Raw genomic sequence first — 21,850 nt, forward strand, 5'->3', positions numbered from 1 at the left:
GAAGAGGACCCAAGGCAATGGCGAAGCGGCTCAACCCGGGCGTGGCGGTCGCGGGCATCACCATCGCCGCGCTCGTCGGCGTCGGATTCCTCGCGGCCCAGGCCGCGAACTCGGCGCCGGACAATCGAGGGATAGCCCGCACGGGCACGCCCACGCCCACCGGCCCGTCCGGAGTACCCGCACCGCCGCCGGCCGCGCCGCCCGCCGTGCCGGCCGGCTCCGGCACCGGCAAGCGGGTCGTCTACTCGCTCAAGGACAACCGGGTCTGGCTGGTCGACGAGGCCGAGCGCTCGTTGCGCGACTACGTGATCGCACCGGCGCCGGTCAAGCCGCAGCCGGGCACGTTCGCGGTGACCTTGAAGAAGGAGGAGGCGCAGACCGGCAGCGACGGTGTGCGGATCACCTACTCCGTGCGCTTCGGCTTCGTGCAGGGCATCCCGCTCGGCTTCGCGGCCACCGAGACCCCGCTGGACCAGATCAATCCGGTCAAGCCCACGCCCAGCGGCACCGCCCGGCCGCGGACCTCCGCCCCGCCCGCCAAGCAGAGCGCGGGCATCCGCTCGACGCCGGCCGACGGCGCGGCCCTGTGGGCCTTCGCACCGGTCGGCACACCGGTCATCGTGGTGCCCTGAGCGGTCGTCCGAACGATCGTCCAAGAGGCCGTCCGAGGGGTCGTCCGAACGATCGTCCCGAGCGGTCGCACCCGCACCGTCCGCCGCCGATTCGCCACGCCCACCTTCGCCCCATTCGGCAGCAATTCCCCTACTGTGCCCACATATCATCAGGCTGATGATCTCTCCGGTCGCCCCTGTCCCGCGGGACTCACCCGGATGACCGGCAGGGCCCGTCCAAGGGCAATCGCACCGAGGAAATGGTGGCGGCGTGGCGCACGACTCCTCCGGCCCGAGCGGTCCCGGCGATGTCCAGGGGCCGATTCCTCGGCGCAGGCTGTTCGACTACCCCCGGAGCAACCGCACCGGACTGCGCCGCTGGTTGCCCTCGTTCAAGCACCTGCTCACCTTCCTGCTCCTGGTGGTCTCCGGCCTGTTCGCCGCGGTGGGCATCGTGTACGCCGCGACCCCGGTGCCGCACAGCGTCAACGCGCAGGCCCGGCAGCAGAGCAACGTCTGGTACTGGAGCGACGGCACCGAGATCACCCGCACCGGCGCCACCAACCGGCAGAGCGTGCCGCTGGCCGCGATCCCGCTCGACGTGCAGCACGCGGTACTCGCCGCCGAGGACCGCTCGTTCTACTCGAACTCCGGCGTCTCGATCACCGGAACGGTGCGCGCCCTGCTGGCCAACGTCGCGGGCGGCGGCGGCGGGCTCCAGGGCGGCTCGACGATCACCCAGCAGTACGTCAAGAACGTCTACCTGACCCAGGAGCAGACCCTCGGCCGGAAGTTCAAGGAGGCGATCATCTCGGTCAAACTCGACCGCACCGTCGCCAAGGACGACATCCTCGCCGGCTACCTGAACAGCGTGTACTTCGGACGCGGCGCCTACGGGATCGAGGCCGCCGCACAGGCGTACTACGGCGTCGACGTCGGGCAACTCACCCTCGAACAGGGCGCCTATCTCGCGGTGTTGCTGAACGCGCCCAGCGCCAACGACGTCAAGAACACCGGCGAGCCGGGCCGCCGGCGCGTGCTCGCGCGCTGGAACTACGTCCTCGACGGCATGGTCAAGGAGAAGTGGCTCGCCCCCGAGGCACGCGCGAGCATGGTCTTCCCCGAGCCGCTCGACCCGCGCCCCTCGGCCAACCTCGCCGGCGTCAACGGCTATCTGGTCCAGATGGCCAAGCGCTACCTGCTCGACCACAAGGTCGTCGACGAGGACCGGCTCGACGCCGGCGGCTACGCGATCACCACGACGTTCGACAAGGGCAAGACCGAGGCCCTGTACAAGACCGTCCAGGAGCAGCTCGCGCAGTCCCTCGACCCGGCGAGCCGCCCGGCCGACGTCGGGGTCCGGGTCGGGGCCGCGTCCGTGGAACCCGCGACCGGGCGGATCGTGGCGGTCTACGGCGGCCCGAACTACGTCAAGCAGTACGTCAACGACGCCACCCGGCGCGACGTGCAGGTCGGCTCGACGTTCAAGCCGTTCGTGCTCGCGGCGGGCCTGCGCAACGGCGTCCAGGACGAGGACGGCAGGCGCACCCGGATCACGCCGCGCACCGTGTACAACGGCAACGACAACGTGGTGATCCGCTACCCCAACGGCAGGCCGGTCCTGGAGGACGGCGTGCCGTGGCAGCCCGGCAACGAGGACGGGGTCAGCTACGGGGAGATCACGCTCGCCCGGGCGATGGACAGGTCGGTGAACACCGTCTACACCCAGCTCGGCATGGACGCCGGGACCGATCGCGTCGTCCGCGCCGCGGTGGACGTGGGCCTGCCGGCGAGCACACCGGGGCTCGAACCGGTGCCGTCGGTCTCGCTCGGCACCTCCACCCCCAGCGCGCTCGACATGGCCTCGGCGTACGCGACGTTCGCCGCCGAGGGCAAGCACCGGGGAGCGTATCCGGTGGACAAGCTGACCCGCGACGGCGACGCGATCGACCTGCCCGACCACGACGCCCGGGACGCGCTCGACACCCGGCAGGCGGACGCGGTCACCCAGGTCCTGCGCGGTGTCGTGGACAACGGCACGGGCTTTCGCGCGCAGGCGCTGAATCGCCCGGCGGCGGGCAAGACCGGTACCACCGACGACAACCGCTCGGCGTGGTTCGTCGGGTACACGCCGGACCTGTCGACGTCGATGGGGATGTTCCGCGAGGACGCCACAACGCACGCGTTCCTGTCGATGAGCGGGGTCGCCGGGCTGAACCGGGTGGACGGCGGCAACCTGCCCACCCGGATGTGGACGACGTACATGCGCGCCGCGCTCGCGGACGAGATGGTCACCGAGTTCCCGGACGCCACCGACGGCGGCCTCGGCGGCCCGGACACCACCCTGGTGCCGCCGAGCCGCCCCACCTCGGCCCCGAGCGCGCCGGCCACGGCGACCGGCCCGCCGCCGACCGACGGTGCGACTGCCCCGAGCGCACCGACCCCGCCGACCACTCCCCCGGCGACCACGACCCGCGCGCCGACGACCACGCGGCCACCGGCCACGGGCGGCGGCGGCAGCCGCCCGCCGACGGGCAGCCCGAACTCGCCGCCGGTGGACGAGTCCTGAAAGAGCCTCAGCCGGTCAGCGCGTCGAGATCGGCGTCCGCCCAGCGGGCGCCGATCGCACGCACGACGATCGTGCGGACCTCGTCGCCGGCGAAGTCGGTGGGGCTCTCGGCGAGCGCGTCGGCCTCGGCCGGGTCCCGTTCGATCGCGATGTCGAGGCGGTCGTCGGCGAGCTCCTCGACCATCCCCTCGCCCCACTCCACGACGGTCACCGACTCCTCCAGCGACGCGTCCAGGTCGAGGCCGTCGATCTCCGCGGTGACGTCCGGCGAGCCGCCGAGCCGGTAGGCGTCGACGTGCACGAGGGCCGGACCGCCGACCCGGGACGGATGCACGCGGGCGATCACGAACGTCGGCGAGGTCACCGCGCCGCGCACGTCCAGGCCCACCCCGATGCCCTGGGTCAGCGTCGTCTTGCCCGCGCCCAGCCCGCCGGACAGCACGATCAGGTCGCCGGCCCGCAGCAGCTTCGCCAGACGCGCGCCGAGCCCGCGCGTGTCCGCGCCGCCGGCGACCGTCACGGTCACACTTCGCACCACTTCAGTACTCCCACCAAACCGAGCCGGAACCCGAACCGCGTCGGGGCCGGCGGCGATTGCAAGCGTCTCTCAGGATCCCGGCTTCTTCCGACCTATGCGGACGAATCGCCGCGCACGCGCCCGCCGGACCGCCTTGCGCGCCGACCGGGTGCACTCGCGGCGCGCGCGAGAAGCCCGCGCAGCGCCGCGTTCACCACCTCCGGATGCTCCAGCGGTGTCAGATGCCCGGACTGCGGCACGATCACCAGCTCGGCGTTCGGCAGTGCCTCCTTGATCGCCTCGCTGTGCGAGGCCGGCGCCATCAGGTCGCCCTCGCCGCCCACCACGAGCGTCTCGACGCCCGCGAGCGTGGGCAGCGCCGCCATCTTGTCGTGCGCCTCGAAGGTCGGGAAGAACTCGGCGATCACGTCGATCGGGGTGCCCGAGATCATCCGGTCGGTGAACCGGACCAGGGTCGGGTCGACCTCCGAGTCGAACGCGTACCGCTCGGTGAACAGGTACACGAGGTCGCGCGCCGCGCGCCGGCCCGCCTCCACGAGCGAGGCCCGCCGGCCCAGCGTGCGCAGCAGCCCGGGCGCGATCCGGTGCACGAGCCGCGCGCCGGCCGCCGGGATGCCCAGCGTCACGGTCGCCCACCGGCCGGCCGAGGTGTTCATCAGCGCGACGCCGACCACGCGGTCCCCGAACAGCTCGGGGTGCTGATCGGCGAGCGCCATGATCGTCATGCCGCCCATCGAGTGGCCGACCAGGACGAGCGGGCCCTCGGGCGCGAGTTCGGTCAGCACCGTGTGCAGATCCGCGCCGAGGTGGTCGATCGTCGACGTCTCCGGCGCGCCGCGGCCCGACCGGCCGTGGCTGCGCTGGTCGTACAGGACCAGCCGGTGGCCGTCGCGCAGTTCGGCACGCTGGTAGTGCCAGCAGTCCATGTCGAGCGTGTAGCCGTGGCACAGCACGACGGTCAGGTCCGCGTCGAGGTTGCCGTCGAGCTCGGCGTACAGCTCGACGCCGTCGCCCGCGGTGACGATGTGCGGCCTGCCGCGCAGCGTGCCGAACTCGGCGAGCGCGTCCATCTGGGCCTCGGTGCGGCGGCGGAAGGCGCGGCCGACCGTCATCCGCTCGATCGCGACGCCGGCGGCCGCGCCGGCCGCGAGGACGCCGACCGCCGCGCCCACGATCCCGGCCCGCCGGCCGAGCGCGCGGCCGGCGCCGGTGGGCGGCACTACGGGTGTGGTCATGGCGCGGCCGTCCCGCCGTACACCCTGGGCACCCGGACGCCGATCCGGGTGACGATCTCGTACGAGATCGTCCCGGTCGCGACCGCCCAGTCCTCGGCGGTGGGCTCGCCGTGGTCGCCGGGGCCGAACAGGATCGCCTCGTCGCCCGCGGCGGCCTCGTCGTCGCCGAGGTCGACCACGAACTGGTCCATCGCCACCCGGCCCGCGATCGTCCGCCGGTGGCCGGCCACCAGGACCGGACCGGTGTTGCTCGCGTGCCGCGGGATGCCGTCGGCGTAGCCGGTCGGCACCAACGCGAGCGTGGTCTCCTTCGACGCCACCCACGCGTGCCCGTAGGACACGCCGTGGCCCGCGGGCACCCGCTTGACGCCGGCCAGGCTCGCGACGAGCGTCATCGCGGGGCGCAGGCCGAAGTGGGCGGGGTCGCCGACGTCCGGCACGGGCGACAGGCCGTAGGTCGCCAGGCCCACCCGGACCAGGTCGAAGTGCGACTCGGGGAGCAGCAGCGTCGCGGGCGAGTTGGCCAGGTGGCGCACCTCGGGCGTGACCCCGCAGCGCTCGGCGTGCTCCAGCAGTGCGGTGAACTCGGTCAGTTGGGCCGCGACCGAGGGGTGCAGCGGCTCGTCGGCGCAGGCGAAGTGCGACCACAGGCCGACCACCTCGACCATGCCGTCGGCCTGGGCCTTGAGCGCGGCGTCGACCAGGGCCGGCCACTCGGCCGGAGTGCAGCCGTTGCGGCCGAGCCCGGTGTCGGCCTTGAGGTGCACGCGCGCCGGCCGGCCGGCCGCCCGCGTGGCGGCCACCACCTCGCGCATCGCCCACAGGCCGCTGACCGAGATGTCCACGTCGGCCCGTACCGCGTCCTCGAACGCGTCCCCGGGCGCCCACAGCCAGGTGAGCACGCGCCCGGTGTCGCCGGCCGCGCGCAGCGCGAGCGCCTCCTCGACCACGGCGGTGCCCAGCCACGTGGCGCCGGCCTCGCGGGCGGCACGCGCGCAGGGCACCATGCCGTGTCCGTAGGCGTCCGACTTGACCACGGCCATCACCGCCGCCGAGCCCACCCGAGCCCGTACGGCCGCGATGTTGCCCCGAATCGCGTCCAGATCGATCCGCGCCTCGGCACGCATGTGGCTGGTGGTCCTTCCGACGAACGGTCATCGACGAGTGGTCCGGACGGGGTTCCGGGCGGGGCCCGGGTCCCGGGAGTCCCGGAGTTCAAGACCCCCAGTGTGGCAGGCCCGTTCCATCCGGGCGGTCGTGTCACACGCCTGTGACGTCCGCCCACACCCGTGGCAGGGTCCGGATCAGGTCCGGCGCGGTCACCGGTCCGGGCAGCGCGCGGGCCGCCAGGCCGTGCAGGTAGGCCGCCGCGGAGGCCGCGTCCAGGGGGTCCAGGCCCGCCGCGAGCAACGAGCCGGCCAGGCCGGACAGCACGTCGCCGCTGCCCGCGGTGGCCAGCCACGCGGTGCCGGTCGGATTGACCCGGACCCGGCCGTCGGGGGCGGCGATCACGGTCGTGCTCCCCTTGAGCAGGACCACGCAGCCGTACAGCGCCGCGAGCCGGCGCGCGTGGTCCAACCGCTCGGCCTCGATCCGCGCGCGCGGGACGTCGAGGCCCGCGGCGGCGAACAGCCGCACCGCCTCCCCGGCGTGCGGGGTCAGGATCGTGGGGGCCGACCAGGTGCCGGGCCGGGCCCGGGCCAGCAGGGTCAGGCCGTCGGCGTCCACCAGCACGGGCACGTCCGCGGCCAGCACGCTCGCCCACCGCTCCTCGGCATCCGCGTCGGTGTCCAGGCCGGGGCCCACCACCCACGCCTGCACCCGGCCCGCGTCGGCCGGGGCGGCGGTGCTCGCGAGCGTCTCGGGCCACGCGGCCAGCACGGGCGCGACCACGTCGGCCGGGCCCGCGTACCGGACCCCGCCCGCGCCGCCGCGCACGGCCGCGCCGACCACGAGCACCGCGGCGCCCGGATAGCGCGGCGAGCCCGCGACCACGCCGAGCACGCCGCGCGAATACTTGTCGCTCTCGCCGAGCGGGCGCGGCAGGAGCCGGGCCACGTCCGCGTGCTGAAGCACCGTCAGCTCCGGGTCCGGCAGGTGCGGGTCGAGCCCGATGTCCACCAGGTGCCGCGCGCCCGCGTACCCCGCGCCGGGATCGACCAGCAGGCCCGGCTTGTACGTGCCGAAGGTGACCGTGACGTCGGCCCGGACCGCCGCGCCCTCGACCCGGCCGGTGTCCGCGTCCACGCCGCTGGGCACGTCCACCGCGACCACGACCGCATCACCCACGTGGGTGAACAATTCACCGGCGGGGGCGCGCAGCGGGCCGCGTCCGCCGATCCCGACGATCCCGTCGAGCACGAGCCGGGCCCGGCCGATCAGGTCCGCCAGGCCCGGCCGGCCCGGCTCGCTCGCGTCGTGCGCGCGCCCGCCGGCGGTGCGGAGCGCGGCGAGCCCGCCCGGGTGGGCACGCTCCGGCGCGAGCAGCAGCGCGTCCACCCGCGCCCCGCGCCGGGCGAGCGCGGCCCCGGCGTACAGCGCGTCCCCACCGTTGTCCCCGCTGCCCACGAACAGCACGACCCGAGCGCCGTACACCCGGCCGAGCAGCCGTGCGCACGTGGTCGCCAGCCCGGCCGCCGCGCGGCGCATGAGCGTTCCCTCGGGCAGCGTCGCCAGCAGCGCCGCCTCCGCCGCCCGGACCTGCTCGACTCCGTGCGCGCTCCGCATCCGACGCCCCTCAGCCCTCGGCGATCACGACAGCGGAAGCAATGCCCGCGTCGTGGCTGAGCGACACATGCCAGTGCCGGACGCCCAGCTCGGCGGCCCGCGCGGCCACCGTGCCGCACACGGTGAGCACGGGCCGGCCCGAGTCCTCGGTGGTCACCTCGGCGTCCAGCCAGTGCAGCCCCCCGGGCGCGCCCAGGGCCTTGGCCAGCGCCTCCTTGGCCGCGAACCGCGCGGCGAGCGAGGCGATCCCCCGCTCCTGCCCGGGCCGGACGAAGCGCTCCCCGTCGGTGAAGAGCCGATCGGCCAACCCCGGCGTCCGCTCCAACGACTGCCCGAACCGCGCGATATCCGCGACGTCGATACCCACACCGATGATCACCCGGCGAGCCTACAAACTCCGGCCCCGAATCCCCCGGACAGTGCCCTAACAGCCCCCGCCCCGCCACGGCCCGTGAATCGCGAAGGACCGCCCCTGCGCCGACTGGATGTTCACGAACAGCGTGTCTCCGGAGGGCCCGAACGTCGCCCCGGCGAACTCCGCGTCGGGGTCCCCGTCGAGCGGCTCCAGCCGGGCGATGTCGAAGATCCGCCCCGCCGGCGTCAACCCGCGCAGGAAGTTGTCCCCATCCCCGTCCTCGCACAGCACCAGCGACCCACCCGGGCTGCACGTGATGTTGTCCGGCAGGTCCAACACCGACGAGTGCGGCGACTCGCACACCAGCCGCAGCTGTCGACGCCGCACGTCGTACGCCCACACCTGACCGCGCCCCGCACCGAAGAGCGGAACGGGCGAGGGCGGCAGCTCGTCCCCGGGCGCGGTCGCGCCGCCCTGCGTGGAGACGAAGTAGACGACGCCGTCGCAGTGGATCGAGCCCTCCAGCCGGGAGAACTGCGCGGCGCCCTTGGCCCGCCCCTGATTGCCCACCGCGGGGGCCGCCGCCGTCCACGGCGTGTTCGGCGCGAACTGCGGGTCGGGGTCGTCGATGTCGACCCAGGTGACGTCGAAGCACGCGCCCGGGCGCTGGCCCAGGTGCAGCTCGGCGCCCGGCCGGCCTGCGATCGCGAGCATCTGCAGCCGCCCGCCGTCCAGCAGCCGGCCGACCCGCTCCGGGTGTCCGGGCGGGGTGTAGCGGTAGAAGCCACTCGGGAAGAGGAAGTTGTCCTCGGTCAGGTACAGCGCGCCGCCGAGCGGGTCGTAGGCGGCCGACTCGTGCAGGAAGCGCCCCGCGGCGCGAATCGGCGTGCGTCGCGCGCGCCCGTGCAGCGGGACCTCGAACAGGTAGCCGTGCTTTTGCGTCAGCAGGCTGTTGTCCTGGCCCGGGAAGATGCCCTTGACGTCGGGTCCGTCGACGGTCTCCTCGCAGGTCAGCCACGAGCCCCACGGCATCGGCCCGCCGTTGCAGTTCATCTGGGTGCCGTTGATGCTCACCCGGTCGTCCACGAGCCGGCCGCGCCGGTCGATCGTGAGCGTCGTGGTGCCGCCGCCGCATCGCGGGTCGTACGCCAGGGCGGGATCGCCGAACGCGGGTGCGACGCCCGGGACCTCGTGGTTGCGCACCAGCACCGTCGAACCGTTCGGGCCGCGGAACGCGGCCATCCCGTCGTGCCGGCCGGGCGTGGCGTATCCGTCGCTCATCGGGGTGCCGACGGCCCCGAACGAGCGGTAGCCGAAACCTTCCGGCAGATGGAGCCGGACCTTGCCGTCGAGGGCGTCGGGCACGGGCCGCAGCGGTCCGTAGCCGGGGGTGTGCGGCGGCCGTCCGCCGCCGCGCCGGGCGAGCAGTTCGCCGGCGGCGGCCACGCCCTGGAACGGGCCCGCCAACGCGGCGGCACCACCGGCCACGACGGCGGTGCGAGTGAGGAAAGTACGACGTTGCACGTGCGACCTCCGGGAGCCGGGGATGAACACGGATCGGTACCGGTCGAGACGCGCCGAACCCTACATACGCCGGCGTACGTTTCATAGGTGAACACACCGGTTGCCCAAAAAGAGCCGCTCCCCAGGTGGGGAGCGGCTCTGTGTTCACTTCATGAAGCCTTGGCGACCTCTGTCCGATTCTTTTCGTTCATGATCCGTACGGGAGCCTCGACGCTCACTTCCGCCCGACGCTTCGGCGCACGCTGTCCGAGCAGCATGGCGCCGAGCGCGATCACCAGGCCGAGCATCTGGAGCGGGGTCAGCGTCTGGCCGAGCACGACCAGGCCGGCGAGCGTGGCGACCAGCGGGTTGACCAGACCGAGGAAGGAGGCGACACCGGCGCCGAGCCGCTCGATGCCGCGGAACCACAGCACGTAGGCGAGCGCGGTGCCGATCAGCACGAGGTAGGCGAAGCCGAGCAGGTTGCGGCCGGTCGGCACCGGCGGCATGCCCTCGATCGCGAACATCAGCGGCACGATCACCATGCCGCCGACGGTGAGCTGCCAGCCGGTCGTGGCGAGCAGCGAGACACCCTCGGGCCGGCCCCAGCGGGCGGACATCACGACGCCCATGGCCATCAGCGTGGTGGCGAGCAGCATGAGCCCGACGCCGATCGGGTCGATCTCGGCCTTCGAGCTGAGCACCAGCAGACCGACCCCGATCACGCCGCCGACCCCGGCGAGCAGCACCCGCGCCTGCGTCCGCACCTTCAGGATCAGCAGGGACAGGCCCGCGACGATCAGCGGCGACACCGAGCCGATCGTGGCCGCGACCCCGCCGGGCAGCCGGTAGGCGCCGGCGAAGATCAGTGGGAAGAACAGGCCGACGTTGAGCATCCCCAGGACGAACGAGCGCCACCACCACACGCCGCGCGGGAGTCGGCGGGACATGGCGACCAGGAGGAGTCCGGCGGGCAGCGCCCGCACCGCCGCGGCGAGCAGCGGGCGGTCGGCGGGCAGCATCTGCGTGGTCACGAGGTAGGTGGTGCCCCACGTGGCCGGAGCCACGGCCGTGGCCAGAAGCATCCCGACCCGACCGAGCCCCTTGCTACCACCCTGAACCGCCATGACCATTCACCTCAACGTTAGTTTTGCGAGCACTGACTATCTGAACGTTGAGATAAGTAAATACCTTCGATCTGCGAGCGTCAAGTAGATGACCGTTGAGATAAATTGGAGGCGTGACCGAACGCGACGCAATAGACGACGTATGGGACCAATGGCACCTCGAGCGCCCCGACATCGACCCCAAGAGCCTTGACGTGATGGCCGCGGTCGGGCGGATGAACCGGCTGCGCCGGTACGTCGACCAGACACTGCGCAGCTATTTCGCCGAACACGGACTCGACTTCTCCGAGTTCGACGTGCTCGCCACGCTGCGCCGCTCCGGCGGCGTGGAGGGGGTGAGCGCCGGCGCGCTGCTGCGCTCGGCGATGGTGACGTCGGGCGCGATCACCAACCGCGTGGACAAGCTCACCGCGAAGGGCCTCGTCGAGCGCTCCGTCGCCGCCGACGACCGCCGCTCGGTCCTGGTGAAGCTGACCCCCGAGGGTCGTCGGCTCGTCGACGACATCCTGCTCGGCCATCTGGAGAACGAGGAGCGCTTCCTCGCCGTGCTCGACGAGGACGAGCGCGATCAGCTCAACACCCTGCTGCGCAAACTGCTCGTGGCCCAGGGCGACCTACGGCTGGGCTGACTCGCGGCGGACCCGGACCGGAAAAAGGCCGCCCCGCACCCCCGCGACGGGGGATGCGGGGCGGCCTTCGCCCTCGGGTCGACCTACCGACCTACTCGACCGTGACCGACTTCGCCAGGTTGCGCGGCTGGTCCACCTCGTGGCCCTTGGCCGTGGCCAGCTCGCACGCGAAGACCTGCAGGGGCACCGTGGACACCAGCGGCTGCAGCAGCACCGGCGTGACCGGGATCCGCACGAGGTGGTCGGCGTACGGCACGACGGCCTCGTCACCCTCCTCGGCGATCACGATCGTGCGCGCGCCGCGGGCCCGGATCTCCTGGATGTTGGACACGATCTTGTCGTGCAGCACCGAGCGCCCGCGCGGCGAGGGAACGACCACCACGACGGGCAGGCCCTCCTCGATCAGCGCGATCGGCCCGTGCTTGAGCTCGCCCGCGGCGAAGCCCTCGGCGTGCATGTACGCCAGTTCCTTGAGCTTGAGCGCGCCCTCGAGCGCGACCGGGTAGCCCACGTGCCGGCCCAGGAACAGCACCGAACCGGCGTCCTTGAGGGACCGGGCCAACTCGCGCACCGGCTCCATCGTGTCGAGCACCTTCTCGACCATCTCCGGCATCGCCGCGAGCTGCTCGATCACCTCGGTGATCTCGTCGCCCCACTTGGTGCCGCGCACCTGGCCCAGGTACAGCGCGACCAGGTAGCACGCCACCAGCTGGGTCAGGAACGCCTTGGTGGAGGCGACCGCGACCTCGGGGCCCGCGTGCGTGTACAGCACCGCGTCGGCCTCGCGCGGCATCGTCGAGCCGTTGGTGTTGCAGATGACCAGCACCTTGGCGCCCTGCTCGCGCGCGTGCCGCTGGGCCATCAGGGTGTCCATCGTCTCGCCGGACTGCGAGATGGTGACGACCAGCGTCTGCCGGTCCAGGATCGGGTCGCGGTAGCGGAACTCGCTGGCCAGCTCGACCTCGCACGGCACCCGCGTCCAGTGCTCGATCGCGTACTTGGCGATCAGGCCCGCGTGGAAGGACGTCCCGCACGCGATGATGACGACCTTGTCGATCTCGCGCAGCACCTCGTCGGGGATGCGCACCTCGTCGAGCACCAGGCGCCCGTCGGTGCCGATCCGGCCGAGCAGGGTGTCGGCGACCGCCTTGGGCTGCTCGGCGATCTCCTTGAGCATGAAGTAGTCGTAGCCGTCCTTCTCGGCGGCCGACACGTCCCAGTCCACGTGGTACTCGCGGATGGCCGCGGGCGCACCGTCGAAGTCGGTCACCGTGATCGCGTCCCGGCGCAGCTCGACCACCTGGTCCTGGCCCAGCTCGATCGCCTCGCGCGTGTGCTCGATGAACGCGGCCACGTCCGACGCCAGGAAGTTCTCGCCGACACCGCGACCCACCACCAGCGGCGAGTTGCGCCGCGCGCCCACGACCACGTCGGGGGCGTCCGCGTGCACGGCCACCAGCGTGAACGCGCCCTCGAGCCGGCGACAGACCCGGCGCATCGCCTCGGCCAGGTCCTCGCCCGCGCCGGGGAACTCCTCGGCCAGCAGGTGCGCGACGACCTCGGTGTCCGTCTCGGACTCCAGCTTGTGCCCACGCTCGGCCAACTCGGCGCGCAACGCCGCGAAGTTCTCGATGATGCCGTTGTGCACGACGGCGACCCGACCCGCGTTGTCCAGGTGCGGATGCGCGTTCGCATCATTGGGCGCACCGTGCGTGGCCCACCGCGTGTGTCCGATCCCACAGGTCCCGACCGGAAGCGGAGACTCCGCCAACGCGCCCACGAGGTTGGCCAGCTTCCCGGCCCGCTTCTCGCTCACGAGGGCGCCGTCGGACAGCACGGCCACACCGGCCGAGTCGTATCCGCGGTATTCCAGGCGCTTGAGCCCGCCGATGACCACATCCAGCGCTGATTGAGCGCCCACATATCCCACAATCCCGCACATGGGGGCCAGCCTACGGGGTCCCCATCGGGCCGGCGGAAACGCGTTCGACGGCCCGGCGACAGCACATGGGCACGCACTCGGGACAATAAGCGCGTGTACTCCTACGCGGCTCAGGGGCCGACTCGCGACTTGTCCCCCTTCGTCGAACTCGACCGCGCCGCCTGGACCCGGCTTCGGGCCGGCACGCCACTGCCGCTGACCGCCGACGAACTGGAGCGCCTGCGCGGCCTGGGCGACGTCGTCGACCTCGACGAGGTCTCCGACGTCTACCTGCCGCTGTCTCGGCTGCTGAACCTCTACGTGGGCGCGACCCGCGGCCTCGGTCGCGCGCTCACCACGTTCCTCGGCAGCGGCGAGAACCCGGGGATACCGTTCGTGATCGGCGTCGCGGGCAGCGTCGCCGTCGGCAAGAGCACCACCGCGCGCATCCTGCGCGAGCTGCTCGCCCGCTGGCCGGACCACCCGCACGTCGAACTGCTGACCACCGACGGTTTCCTGTACCCCAACGAGGAGCTGGAGCGGCGCGGGATCATGCACCGCAAGGGCTTCCCGGAGTCCTACGACCGTCGCTCGCTCGTGCGCTTCGTCGCGGACGTCAAGGCGGGCAAACCCGAGGTCACCGCGCCGGTGTACTCGCACCTGACCTACGACATCGTCCCCGACGAGCGGCTGACCATCCACCGGCCCGACATCCTGATCGTCGAGGGCCTCAACGTCCTGCAGCCCGCGTCGCCCACCGCCGACGGCCGGCCGCGGCTCGCGCTGTCCGACTTCTTCGACTTCAGCGTGTACGTGGACGCCCGCACCCAGGACATCCGCCGCTGGTATCTCGAACGGTTCGTGAAACTGCGCCAGACCGCGTTCCGCGACCCGGCGTCGTACTTTCGCAAGTACGCCGTGATGACCCCCGAGGACGCGCTGCGCTACGCCGAGAACACCTGGGCGACGATCAACGAGACCAACCTCGTGCAGAACATCCGCCCGACCCGCGCCCGCGCGACCCTGGTCCTGCAGAAGGACGCGGACCACTCGGTCAGCAGATTGCGGCTGCGCAAGCTCTGATCGCGGGTACGTTCACGGGATGTTCCATCTGCGCGTCATCGTCCCCACCGACCGCAGCGCTGCGGTACGCGACCTCCTGTCGACCGAACCGGGAGCCACCCACCTCGTGGTGTGGCCCGGGGTCGCGGTGCAGCCGAGGGGCGACGTCATCGCGTGCGACCTCGCCCGCGAGGCCACCAGCTCGGTGCTGGCCGAGCTGCGCGCACTGGGCGTCCACGAGGACGGCTCGATCGCGCTGGAGGACCTCGACGTGCTGCAGTCCCGCTCCGCCGACCGGGCCGAGCGGGACGCACCGGGCGACGGCGCGGACGCGGTCGTGTGGGAGGAGATCGAGGAGGCCACGTCCGAGGAGTCCACGCTCTCCGTGACGTTCCTGGCCTTCCTGACCCTGGCCACCATGATCGCGGCCTGCGGCGTGCTGCTCGACAACCCGATCCTGATCGTCGGCGCGATGGTCGTCGGCCCGGAGTTCGGGCCGCTCGCGGGCCTGTGCGTGGCCGCCGTACAACGCCGACCCCGACTCGCCGCGCGCTCGTCGCTGGCCCTGGTGATCGGGTTCCCGGTGGCGATGCTCGCGACCATGGCGTTCACCGGATTCCTGGACGCCCTCGACCTGTTCGAACGGGACATGCTCGAACGCCCGCGCCCGCTCACCGAGTTCATCTACCAGCCGGACTGGCTCTCGTTCTGGGTCGCGCTGCTCGCCGGCGTCGCGGGCATGCTCTCGCTCACCAGCGCCAAGTCGGGCGCGCTGATCGGCGTGCTGATCTCGGTCACCACCGTGCCCGCCGCCGCGAACGCGGCCGTGGCGATCGCCTACGCCGACTACCGGCAGGCCGGCGGCTCGCTCGGCCAACTCGGCCTGAACCTGGGCGCGATCGTGCTCGCGGGCACGTGCACGCTGCTGGTCCAGCGCGGCCTGTGGAACCTGCGGGCGTCCCGAACCGGGCAACGGCCCCCGTCCGTCGGGACGGGGGCCGCGAAGTCTTCGTGAGGGGGCGGTGGTTCCTACTGCTCCAGCGCCAGCAGCGTGCGCACGACCTCGGCCAGGCCCGCGGCCTCGTTGTGTGCCTGGTCGTGCGTCTGCGCCTCGACCATCACGCGCACCAGCGGCTCGGTGCCCGACGGACGCAGCAACACCCGGCCGGTGGTGCCCAGTCGCTCCTCGACCAGCGCGACGGCCCGCGCGAGCTCCGGCGTCGAGTGCACGCGGGTGCGGTCCACGCCGCCGACGTTGACGAGCATCTGCGGCAGTCGGGTCATCACCGCGGCCAGTTCGTGCAGCGGCCTGCCGGTCTCGGCCACCCGTGCGAGCAATTGGAGCGCGGTCAGCGTGCCGTCGCCGGTGGTGGCGTGCTCCAGGAGCACGACGTGGCCGGACTGCTCGCCGCCGAGCGAGAGACCCGCGGCCTGCATGGCCTCCAGCACGTAGCGGTCGCCCACCGCGGTCTCGACCATCTTGATGCCCGCGGCCTGCATGGCCAGCCTGAGCCCGAGGTTGGACATCACGGTCGCCACGAGGGTGTCCTCGACGAGCCGGCCGCCGTCGCGCATCGCGAGCGCGAGCACCGCCAGGATCGCGTCGCCGTCGACGGCCTCGCCACGCGCGTCCACCGCGAGGCAGCGGTCGGCGTCGCCGTCGTGTGCGATGCCGGCGTCGGCGCCGTGCTCGACCACGGCGGCGGCGAGCGCCTCCATGTGCGTGGAACCGCACTGCTCGTTGATGTTGAGGCCGTCCGGCTCCGCGTGGATCGCGATCACCTCGGCGCCGGCCCGGCGCAGCGCGTCCGGCGCGACCGCCGAGGACGCGCCGTTCGCGCAGTCGACGACGACCTTGAGCCCGTCCAGGCGGTGCGGCAGCGACGACAGCAGGTGCTCGACGTAGCGCTCGTGCCCCTCGGGGTGGTCCTGTACCCGGCCGACGGCGGACCCGGTCGGCCGCTCCCACGCGGTGCCGAGGAGTGCCTCGATCTCATTCTCGACGTCGTCGGGCAGCTTGTGTCCGCCGCGCGCGAAGAACTTGATCCCGTTGTCCGGCATCGCGTTGTGGCTCGCGGAGAGCATCACACCCATGTCCGCGCCGAGCAGCCCGGTCAGATACGCGATCGCCGGCGTCGGCAGCACGCCGGCGCGGTACACGTCCACGCCCGCGCCCGCGAGGCCCGCGACGACCGCGGCCTCCAGGAACTCTCCGGAAGCCCGCGGGTCACGACCGACCACGGCGAACGGCCTGCGACCGTGCCCTGATTGCCGAATGTCGTCCCGACCCCGCGACCCGAGCACCCGCGCGGCGGCGACCGCGAGATCGAGTGCCAGTTCCGCCGTCAGCCGGCCATTCGCCAGGCCACGCACGCCGTCCGTACCGAAGAGTCGTCCCACAGTTGGATCTCCCGCGTCATTCCGGATGTCTCGGACACTACTCGCGGCGCCACCCCCGCAGGAGTCCCGCCGGCACATACAGGCAAATACAACAGGCCCCGGGGGCACGAACCGTGCCCCCGGGGCCTGATGACGCTGCGAACAGCCGCAGAGGGTGCTGCGGTGCTGTTTAGCGCTTGCTGTACTGAGGCGCCTTGCGCGCCTTCTTCAGACCGTACTTCTTGCGCTCCGTGGCACGCGGGTCACGGGTCAGGAAGCCGGCCTTCTTGAGCGCCGGGCGGTTGGCCTCGACGTCGGCCTCGTTCAGCGAACGCGCGACACCCAGACGCAGCGCGCCGGCCTGGCCGGACACCCCGCCGCCGTGGATGCGGGCGTGCACGTCGTAGCGGTCGTCCAGCTCGAGCACCTTGAAGGGCTCGTTGACCAGCTGCTGGTGCACCTTGTTCGGGAAGTACTCCTCGAGCGTGCGCCCGTTGATCTTCCACTTGCCCGTGCCCGGCACGATGCGCACACGTGCGACGGCTTCCTTGCGGCGACCGGTCGCGGAGCCGGCCTGCGGCTCGCTGAAGCGCGAGGCGAGCGACTCGGAGGTGTAGCTCTCGAGCGGGAGACCCTCGGTCTCCTCGATCGGGGTTTCTGCAATGGTCTCGGCCACTGTTCTCCTCAAACTATTCGTTCGTCAGGCGGTGGCCGTGACTACTGCGCGACCTGGGTGATCTCGAAGGGCACCGGCTGCTGGGCCGAGTGCGGGTGCTCCGCGCCGCGGTACACCTTGAGCTTCGACAGCATCTGCCGGCCCAGGGTGTTCTTGGGGAGCATGCCCTTGATGGCCTTCTCGACGGCCTTCTCGGGGTTCTTGTCCAGCAGCTCGTCATAGCGGACGGCGCGCAGACCACCCGGGTAGCCGGAGTGGCGGTACGCCATCTTCTGCTCGCGCTTGTTACCCGACAGGTGAACCTTGTCGGCATTCACAATGATGACGAAATCGCCGGTGTCGACGTGCGGCGCGTACACCGGCTTGTGCTTACCCCGGAGCAGGGCAGCAGCCTGGGTGGACAGACGGCCGAGCACGACATCGGTCGCGTCGATGACGTGCCACTGACGCTGGACGTCGCCGGGCTTGGGGCTGTACGTGCGCACGGTCGATAGCCTTCGCTTCTTCGTGAGTGTGTGCTTACGGATGCCGACTGGCTGTCCGGGAGATGATTCCGAACCGAATGCGGACTCCGGTGGCCGGCGGCCCGGCGTACCGACTCCACTCAAGCAAGCCAATACGCACAACGAACCGGCACAATACCGGGTCAAGGGGGTGCCGGTCAAAACGAGCAATGGGGCAATGATCTGCTCATGCCCCTCCCCAGCGTAAGCCATTCCCGCCGGTGCTTTTACCGTGCCACGCCGGCGCTCACCACATCGGCTCATAGGTACGATGCGCCGAACGGCTGGAGCGTCGGCGATTGGGGTACCGACGCGGGTCATTCCACGCAGGGGGTTCGGGTATGTCGGGGGTCGGTACACCGGGAAACGACGGGCAGGGGCCGTGGAGCGTGCGCCCGGGCGCACCCGGTACGCCCGGGCAGGCACGGAATCCGTACGACCCGTTTCCCTCGCACGCGCACGACCCGCACCAACAACCCCAACCGCAGCAGCCGTTCGCGCCCAACCCGCAGCCGCAGCAGCCGGCACAGCAGCCGTTCGGCCCCGCCGGCGGGGGGCCCGACTGGTCCGCGCTCGCCGAACAGCGCGACGCGGCGGCGCGCCGGCGCAAGCTGATGTTCACCGCGGGCGGCGCCGCGCTCGCCCTCGCCCTGGTGGGCGGCATCGTCGCCGCGGCGGTGACGATGTCCGGCGGCGACGGCGACACCACCGCGACCCCCGGCGCCTCGGGCAGCGCGTCGACCGCGCCCTTCTCCCCCGGCAAGCCGTCCTTCCGGCCCGCCCCGACGGTCCCGCCGCCGCCCGCGGCCCAGAACGTGCTCGCCGATCCGGCCCTGGACACGGCGCCGTTCTCGGTCGAGTCGCTGTTCCCCAACACGAAGTTCACCGTCGACGGCCGCGCGTACAACGTGGTCGCCGCCAAGCTCGACAACACCTGCTCCGACGGCACCGACCCCAAGCTCGGCCCCGCACTGCGCAATCAGCAGTGCACCCAGCTGATCCGCCTCGCGGTGACCGGGCCCGACGGCGTGGTCTCGACCGCGGCGGTGGCCTCGTTCCCCTCGGCCGACAAGGCCGACGCGATCAAGAACGGCAAGGACGGCGGCGAGCTCCTGGCGCTCGCCGGCCCCGGCGTGAAGGTGCTCGACGCCAAGAAGCAGAAGCACGGCAAGCAGCGCAACTCGATCGGCCGCTACGCCCTGCTCACGATCGACTGGTACGCCGACGGAAAGGACCCCGTCGGGCAGGACCAGGCGATCGGACGGGTCGAGGACGACCTCAACCGGTTCCTGTGGAACGCGATGACCGCGCGCGGCGAGGCGATGTCGAAGCAGATCGACGACGAGAACCGGCGCAAGGCGCTGGAGCAGGTCCAGGGCTGACCCGCGTCCGACGGTCGGGTCAGCCGCCGTCCCGACGTCGCCGGGTCGCCAGCACCCGGGCGGCGAGCAGCCCGTCCGACGGGTACGCGACCTCCTCCAGGGTGAGGCCGTGCGCGGGCGCGACGTGCACACCCGAGTCGCGCACCGCGCGCCCGAGCACCTCCAGCGGCCAGTCGACCGGCTTGCGCCCGGTGCCCACCGCGAGCATCGCGCCCACCAGCGAGCGAACCATGTTGTGGCAGAACGCGTCGGCCCGCACGGTCGCCACGATCACCGGCCGAAACGCGGGACCCACCTCCGCGCCGGTCGGCGTCTCGCGCGCCCACGAGAACTCCTGCAGGCACCGTATGGTCGTCGCGCCCTCACGCTTGCGACAGAACGACGCGAAGTCGTGTTCGCCCACCAGCCGCTCGGCGGCCGCGTTCATCCGCGTCTCGTCCAGCGGCCGGTCGTGCCACACCACGCTGCCGCGCCGCAGCGGGTCCACCCCGCCCGGCGCGTCGCACACGCGGTACGCGTAGCGCCGCCAGATCGCGCCGAACCGGGCGTCGAACCCCTCGGGCGCGACCGTGATGTCGCGCACCCGCACGTCCCGCGGCAGCGCCCCCGCCACCCGCCGCAGGGCGACGTCCCCCACGGCCGCCCAGACCTCCTCGGACACGTCCAGGTGAGCCACCTGGCCGCGCGCGTGCACTCCCGCGTCGGTCCGCCCCGCCACGGTCAGCTGGGCGGGCTCCGGGAGCCGCAGGACGGTCGTCAGGGCACTCTCCAGGGTGCCCTGTACGGTCCGCAGCTCGCGCTGGCGCGCCCAACCCGCGAACTCGGTCCCGTCGTAGGACAGATCGATGCGCAAGCGCACCACGTCAAACACCTCCGGACATGGCACGAGCCCGCCCTCCGTACGGATACGGGGGACGGGCTCGCACGGTGAATCTGAACGCGCGGAGCGTCGAGAAGGCCGTCAGGCCTTGTCGGCGTCCTTGCTCTCCTCGGCGGCGGGCGCCTCGTCGGTCTCGGCGGCCTTCGGCGCCTCGGCCTTCGCGGTGTCCTGCTCCTTGACCGAGCGCTTGGTGGCGGCCTCGGCCTCGCCGACCGCGGTCTGCGCCACGGTGAGGGCCTCGACCAGCTCGATCACGGCCATCGGGGCGTTGTCGCCCTTGCGGTTGCCGATCTTGGTGATGCGCGTGTAGCCGCCCGGGCGGTTCTCGTACCGAGGAGCGATCTCCTCGAAGAGCGAGTGCACGACGCTCTTGTCACGAATGATCGTGAGCACCTGGCGACGGTTGTGCAGGTCGCCCTTCTTCGCCTTGGTGACCAGTCGCTCGGCGACGGGACGCAGCCGGCGCGCCTTGGCCTCGGTCGTGGTGATCCGACCGTGCTCGAACAGGGCGGTCGCGAGACCGGCCAGGATCAGCCGCTCGTGTGCCGGACCGCCGCCGAGGCGCGGACCCTTGGTGGGCCTGGGCATGTTCTCTCCTAGATATTCCTGCGTCGGCCGTATCAGGTACCGACGTCAGTCCACCCGGGCCGGTCGGCCCGGGTGGTGGCGACGCCCGAAGGCGTTGCTCAGTACTGCTCGGTCTCGGCGAAGCCGTGGTCGTCCTCGTCGCCGAAGCTGTCCGCGGCGGCGGTCGGGTCGAACCCGGGCGGGCTGTCCTTGAGGGCCAGGCCCATCCCGTTGAGCTTCGCCTTGACCTCGTCGATCGACTTCGCACCGAAGTTGCGAATGTCGAGCAGGTCGGCCTCGCTGCGCGCGACCAGTTCACCCACGGTGTGGATGCCCTCACGCTTGAGGCAGTTGTACGAGCGGACCGTGAGCTCGAGCTCCTCGATCGGCAGCGCCAGATCGGCCGCGAGCGCGGCGTCGGTCGGCGACGGGCCCATGTCGATGCCCTCGGCGTCGATGTTCAGCTCGCGCGCGAGACCGAACAGCTCGACCAGCGTCTTGCCCGCGGAGGCCATCGCGTCACGCGGACGCATGGACTGCTTGGTCTCGACGTCGACGATCAGCTTGTCGAAGTCCGTGCGCTGCTCGACACGGGTGGCCTCGACCTTGTACGTGACCTTGAGCACCGGCGAGTAGATCGAGTCGACCGGCACGCGGCCGATCTCCTGGCCCGCCTGCTTGTTCTGGACCGCGGAGACGTAGCCGCGACCGCGCTCGACGGTCAGCTCCATCTCCAGCTTGCCCTTGGCGTTCAGCGTCGCCAGGACCAGGTCGGGGTTGTGCACCTCGACACCGGCCGGCGGCGCGATGTCGCCGGCGGTGACCACACCCGGGCCCTGCTTGCGCAGGTACATCACGACCGGCTCGTCGTGCTCCGAGGAGACGACGAGCTGCTTGATGTTGAGGATGAGGTCGGTGACGTCCTCCTTGACACCCGGCACGGTGGTGAACTCGTGCAGGACGCCGTCGATCCGGATGCTGGTGACAGCCGCGCCAGGGATCGAGGAGAGGAGCGTACGACGGAGCGAGTTGCCGAGCGTGTAGCCGAAGCCGGGCTCGAGAGGCTCGATGACGAACCGCGAACGGTATTCGTCGACGACGTCCTCGGTGAGGGTCGGCCGCTGGGCAATAAGCATGTGGATGCCTCCATGTCATTGACGTCCGCTATATGACGCCAGTGAGAACA

At 71.9% G+C, this 21,850-nt stretch carries 20 protein-coding genes; 6 read left to right on the plus strand and 14 right to left on the minus strand.

Going from position 1 to position 21,850, the window contains the following annotated elements; translation table 11 throughout:
* The first annotated feature begins 17 nt into the window (after positions 1–17).
* Together OG928_RS13450 and OG928_RS13455 are read left to right on the plus strand one after the other, a co-directional pair.
* Positions 18–632 carry a hypothetical protein gene (locus OG928_RS13450; protein WP_406283412.1) on the plus strand — a complete coding sequence of 205 codons (615 nt, stop codon included), beginning with the start codon at positions 18–20 and terminating at the stop codon, positions 630–632.
* A 250-nt stretch (positions 633–882) separates the two neighbouring features.
* A complete protein-coding gene (locus OG928_RS13455) occupies positions 883–3,180 on the plus strand; it encodes a transglycosylase domain-containing protein (protein WP_406283413.1) in 2,298 nt (765 codons plus the stop codon).
* Positions 3,181–3,187: 7 nt separating this feature from the next.
* On the opposite strand, the gene tsaE is transcribed toward OG928_RS13455, so the two are convergent.
* The 7 genes from tsaE to OG928_RS13490 all read right to left on the minus strand — a co-directional run bounded on the left by tsaE (position 3,188) and on the right by OG928_RS13490 (position 10,665).
* On the minus strand, positions 3,188–3,715 hold the full coding sequence (tsaE, locus tag OG928_RS13460; protein WP_406290951.1) for a tRNA (adenosine(37)-N6)-threonylcarbamoyltransferase complex ATPase subunit type 1 TsaE: 528 nt from the start codon (positions 3,713–3,715) through the stop codon (positions 3,188–3,190).
* Positions 3,716–3,810: 95 nt separating this feature from the next.
* Complete coding sequence (locus tag OG928_RS13465; protein WP_406283415.1) at positions 3,811–4,953, minus strand: alpha/beta fold hydrolase; 1,143 nt, start codon at positions 4,951–4,953, stop codon at positions 3,811–3,813.
* On the minus strand, positions 4,950–6,080 hold the full coding sequence (gene alr / locus OG928_RS13470; RefSeq protein WP_406283416.1) for an alanine racemase: 1,131 nt from the start codon (positions 6,078–6,080) through the stop codon (positions 4,950–4,952). The genes OG928_RS13465 and alr overlap by 4 nt, the downstream gene beginning before the upstream one ends.
* A gap of 133 nt (positions 6,081–6,213) precedes the next feature.
* Complete coding sequence (locus OG928_RS13475) at positions 6,214–7,680, minus strand: NAD(P)H-hydrate dehydratase (protein WP_406283418.1); 1,467 nt, start codon at positions 7,678–7,680, stop codon at positions 6,214–6,216.
* Positions 7,681–7,690: 10 nt separating this feature from the next.
* Entirely contained in the window at positions 7,691–8,059 is a 369-nt protein-coding gene (locus OG928_RS13480) for a holo-ACP synthase (RefSeq protein WP_406283419.1), read from the minus strand.
* 45 nt (positions 8,060–8,104) lie between these two features.
* Positions 8,105–9,559 carry an alkaline phosphatase PhoX gene (locus OG928_RS13485; RefSeq protein WP_406283421.1) on the minus strand — a complete coding sequence of 485 codons (1,455 nt, stop codon included), beginning with the start codon at positions 9,557–9,559 and terminating at the stop codon, positions 8,105–8,107.
* A 149-nt stretch (positions 9,560–9,708) separates the two neighbouring features.
* Positions 9,709–10,665 (minus strand): EamA family transporter, encoded by a 957-nt coding sequence (locus OG928_RS13490; RefSeq protein ID WP_406283422.1) that lies wholly within the window; start codon positions 10,663–10,665, stop codon positions 9,709–9,711.
* A gap of 113 nt (positions 10,666–10,778) precedes the next feature.
* On the opposite strand from OG928_RS13490, the gene OG928_RS13495 reads away from it, so the two are divergent.
* Positions 10,779–11,294, plus strand: a complete 516-nt coding sequence (locus OG928_RS13495) for a MarR family winged helix-turn-helix transcriptional regulator (RefSeq protein WP_406283424.1) — start codon at positions 10,779–10,781, stop codon at positions 11,292–11,294.
* Between the two features lie 91 nt (positions 11,295–11,385).
* Here the strand turns inward: OG928_RS13495 and glmS are convergent, their stop codons facing one another.
* Positions 11,386–13,236, minus strand: a complete 1,851-nt coding sequence (glmS, locus tag OG928_RS13500; protein WP_406283426.1) for a glutamine--fructose-6-phosphate transaminase (isomerizing) — start codon at positions 13,234–13,236, stop codon at positions 11,386–11,388.
* Between the two features lie 93 nt (positions 13,237–13,329).
* Between glmS and coaA the strand changes: the two genes are divergently transcribed.
* Together coaA and OG928_RS13510 are read left to right on the plus strand one after the other, a co-directional pair.
* A complete protein-coding gene (gene coaA, locus OG928_RS13505; RefSeq protein WP_406283428.1) occupies positions 13,330–14,298 on the plus strand; it encodes a type I pantothenate kinase in 969 nt (322 codons plus the stop codon).
* A 19-nt stretch (positions 14,299–14,317) separates the two neighbouring features.
* Positions 14,318–15,292, plus strand: coding sequence for a DUF389 domain-containing protein (locus tag OG928_RS13510; RefSeq protein ID WP_406283430.1), 975 nt, complete (start codon positions 14,318–14,320; stop codon positions 15,290–15,292).
* Positions 15,293–15,306: 14 nt separating this feature from the next.
* On the opposite strand, the gene glmM is transcribed toward OG928_RS13510, so the two are convergent.
* The 3 genes from glmM to rplM all read right to left on the minus strand — a co-directional run bounded on the left by glmM (position 15,307) and on the right by rplM (position 17,817).
* Positions 15,307–16,677, minus strand: coding sequence for a phosphoglucosamine mutase (glmM, locus tag OG928_RS13515; RefSeq protein ID WP_406283432.1), 1,371 nt, complete (start codon positions 16,675–16,677; stop codon positions 15,307–15,309).
* 169 nt (positions 16,678–16,846) lie between these two features.
* Positions 16,847–17,332, minus strand: coding sequence for a 30S ribosomal protein S9 (gene rpsI / locus OG928_RS13520; RefSeq protein ID WP_020549204.1), 486 nt, complete (start codon positions 17,330–17,332; stop codon positions 16,847–16,849).
* A gap of 41 nt (positions 17,333–17,373) precedes the next feature.
* Entirely contained in the window at positions 17,374–17,817 is a 444-nt protein-coding gene (rplM, locus tag OG928_RS13525) for a 50S ribosomal protein L13 (RefSeq protein WP_406283435.1), read from the minus strand.
* Positions 17,818–18,176: 359 nt separating this feature from the next.
* On the opposite strand from rplM, the gene OG928_RS13530 reads away from it, so the two are divergent.
* Complete coding sequence (locus OG928_RS13530) at positions 18,177–19,217, plus strand: hypothetical protein (RefSeq protein ID WP_406283437.1); 1,041 nt, start codon at positions 18,177–18,179, stop codon at positions 19,215–19,217.
* A gap of 19 nt (positions 19,218–19,236) precedes the next feature.
* Here the strand turns inward: OG928_RS13530 and truA are convergent, their stop codons facing one another.
* The 3 genes from truA to OG928_RS13545 all read right to left on the minus strand — a co-directional run bounded on the left by truA (position 19,237) and on the right by OG928_RS13545 (position 21,800).
* Positions 19,237–20,079 carry a tRNA pseudouridine(38-40) synthase TruA gene (gene truA / locus OG928_RS13535; RefSeq protein ID WP_406283439.1) on the minus strand — a complete coding sequence of 281 codons (843 nt, stop codon included), beginning with the start codon at positions 20,077–20,079 and terminating at the stop codon, positions 19,237–19,239.
* Between the two features lie 99 nt (positions 20,080–20,178).
* Entirely contained in the window at positions 20,179–20,685 is a 507-nt protein-coding gene (gene rplQ / locus OG928_RS13540; protein ID WP_406283441.1) for a 50S ribosomal protein L17, read from the minus strand.
* A gap of 98 nt (positions 20,686–20,783) precedes the next feature.
* Positions 20,784–21,800, minus strand: a complete 1,017-nt coding sequence (locus tag OG928_RS13545; protein ID WP_020549209.1) for a DNA-directed RNA polymerase subunit alpha — start codon at positions 21,798–21,800, stop codon at positions 20,784–20,786.
* Positions 21,801–21,850: the final 50 nt, after the last annotated feature.

This window comes from Embleya sp. NBC_00896 (genome assembly GCF_045207785.1).
Lineage (GTDB): Bacteria > Actinomycetota > Actinomycetes > Streptomycetales > Streptomycetaceae > Embleya.

Excerpts from the sequence above, each read along its gene's own strand:
- OG928_RS13490 (WP_406283422.1), bottom strand. The coding sequence starts at position 10,665 with ATGGCGGTTCAGGGTGGTAGCAAGGGGCTCGGTCGGGTCGGGATGCTT.
- OG928_RS13450 (WP_406283412.1), top strand. The coding sequence starts at position 18 with ATGGCGAAGCGGCTCAACCCGGGCGTGGCGGTCGCGGGCATCACCATC.
- OG928_RS13465 (WP_406283415.1), bottom strand. The coding sequence starts at position 4,953 with ATGACCACACCCGTAGTGCCGCCCACCGGCGCCGGCCGCGCGCTCGGC.
- OG928_RS13510 (WP_406283430.1), top strand. The coding sequence starts at position 14,318 with ATGTTCCATCTGCGCGTCATCGTCCCCACCGACCGCAGCGCTGCGGTA.
- alr (WP_406283416.1), bottom strand. The coding sequence starts at position 6,080 with ATGCGTGCCGAGGCGCGGATCGATCTGGACGCGATTCGGGGCAACATC.
- OG928_RS13530 (WP_406283437.1), top strand. The coding sequence starts at position 18,177 with ATGTCGGGGGTCGGTACACCGGGAAACGACGGGCAGGGGCCGTGGAGC.
- rplQ (WP_406283441.1), bottom strand. The coding sequence starts at position 20,685 with ATGCCCAGGCCCACCAAGGGTCCGCGCCTCGGCGGCGGTCCGGCACAC.
- OG928_RS13545 (WP_020549209.1), bottom strand. The coding sequence starts at position 21,800 with ATGCTTATTGCCCAGCGGCCGACCCTCACCGAGGACGTCGTCGACGAA.
- OG928_RS13475 (WP_406283418.1), bottom strand. The coding sequence starts at position 7,680 with ATGCGGAGCGCGCACGGAGTCGAGCAGGTCCGGGCGGCGGAGGCGGCG.
- glmS (WP_406283426.1), bottom strand. The coding sequence starts at position 13,236 with ATGTGCGGGATTGTGGGATATGTGGGCGCTCAATCAGCGCTGGATGTG.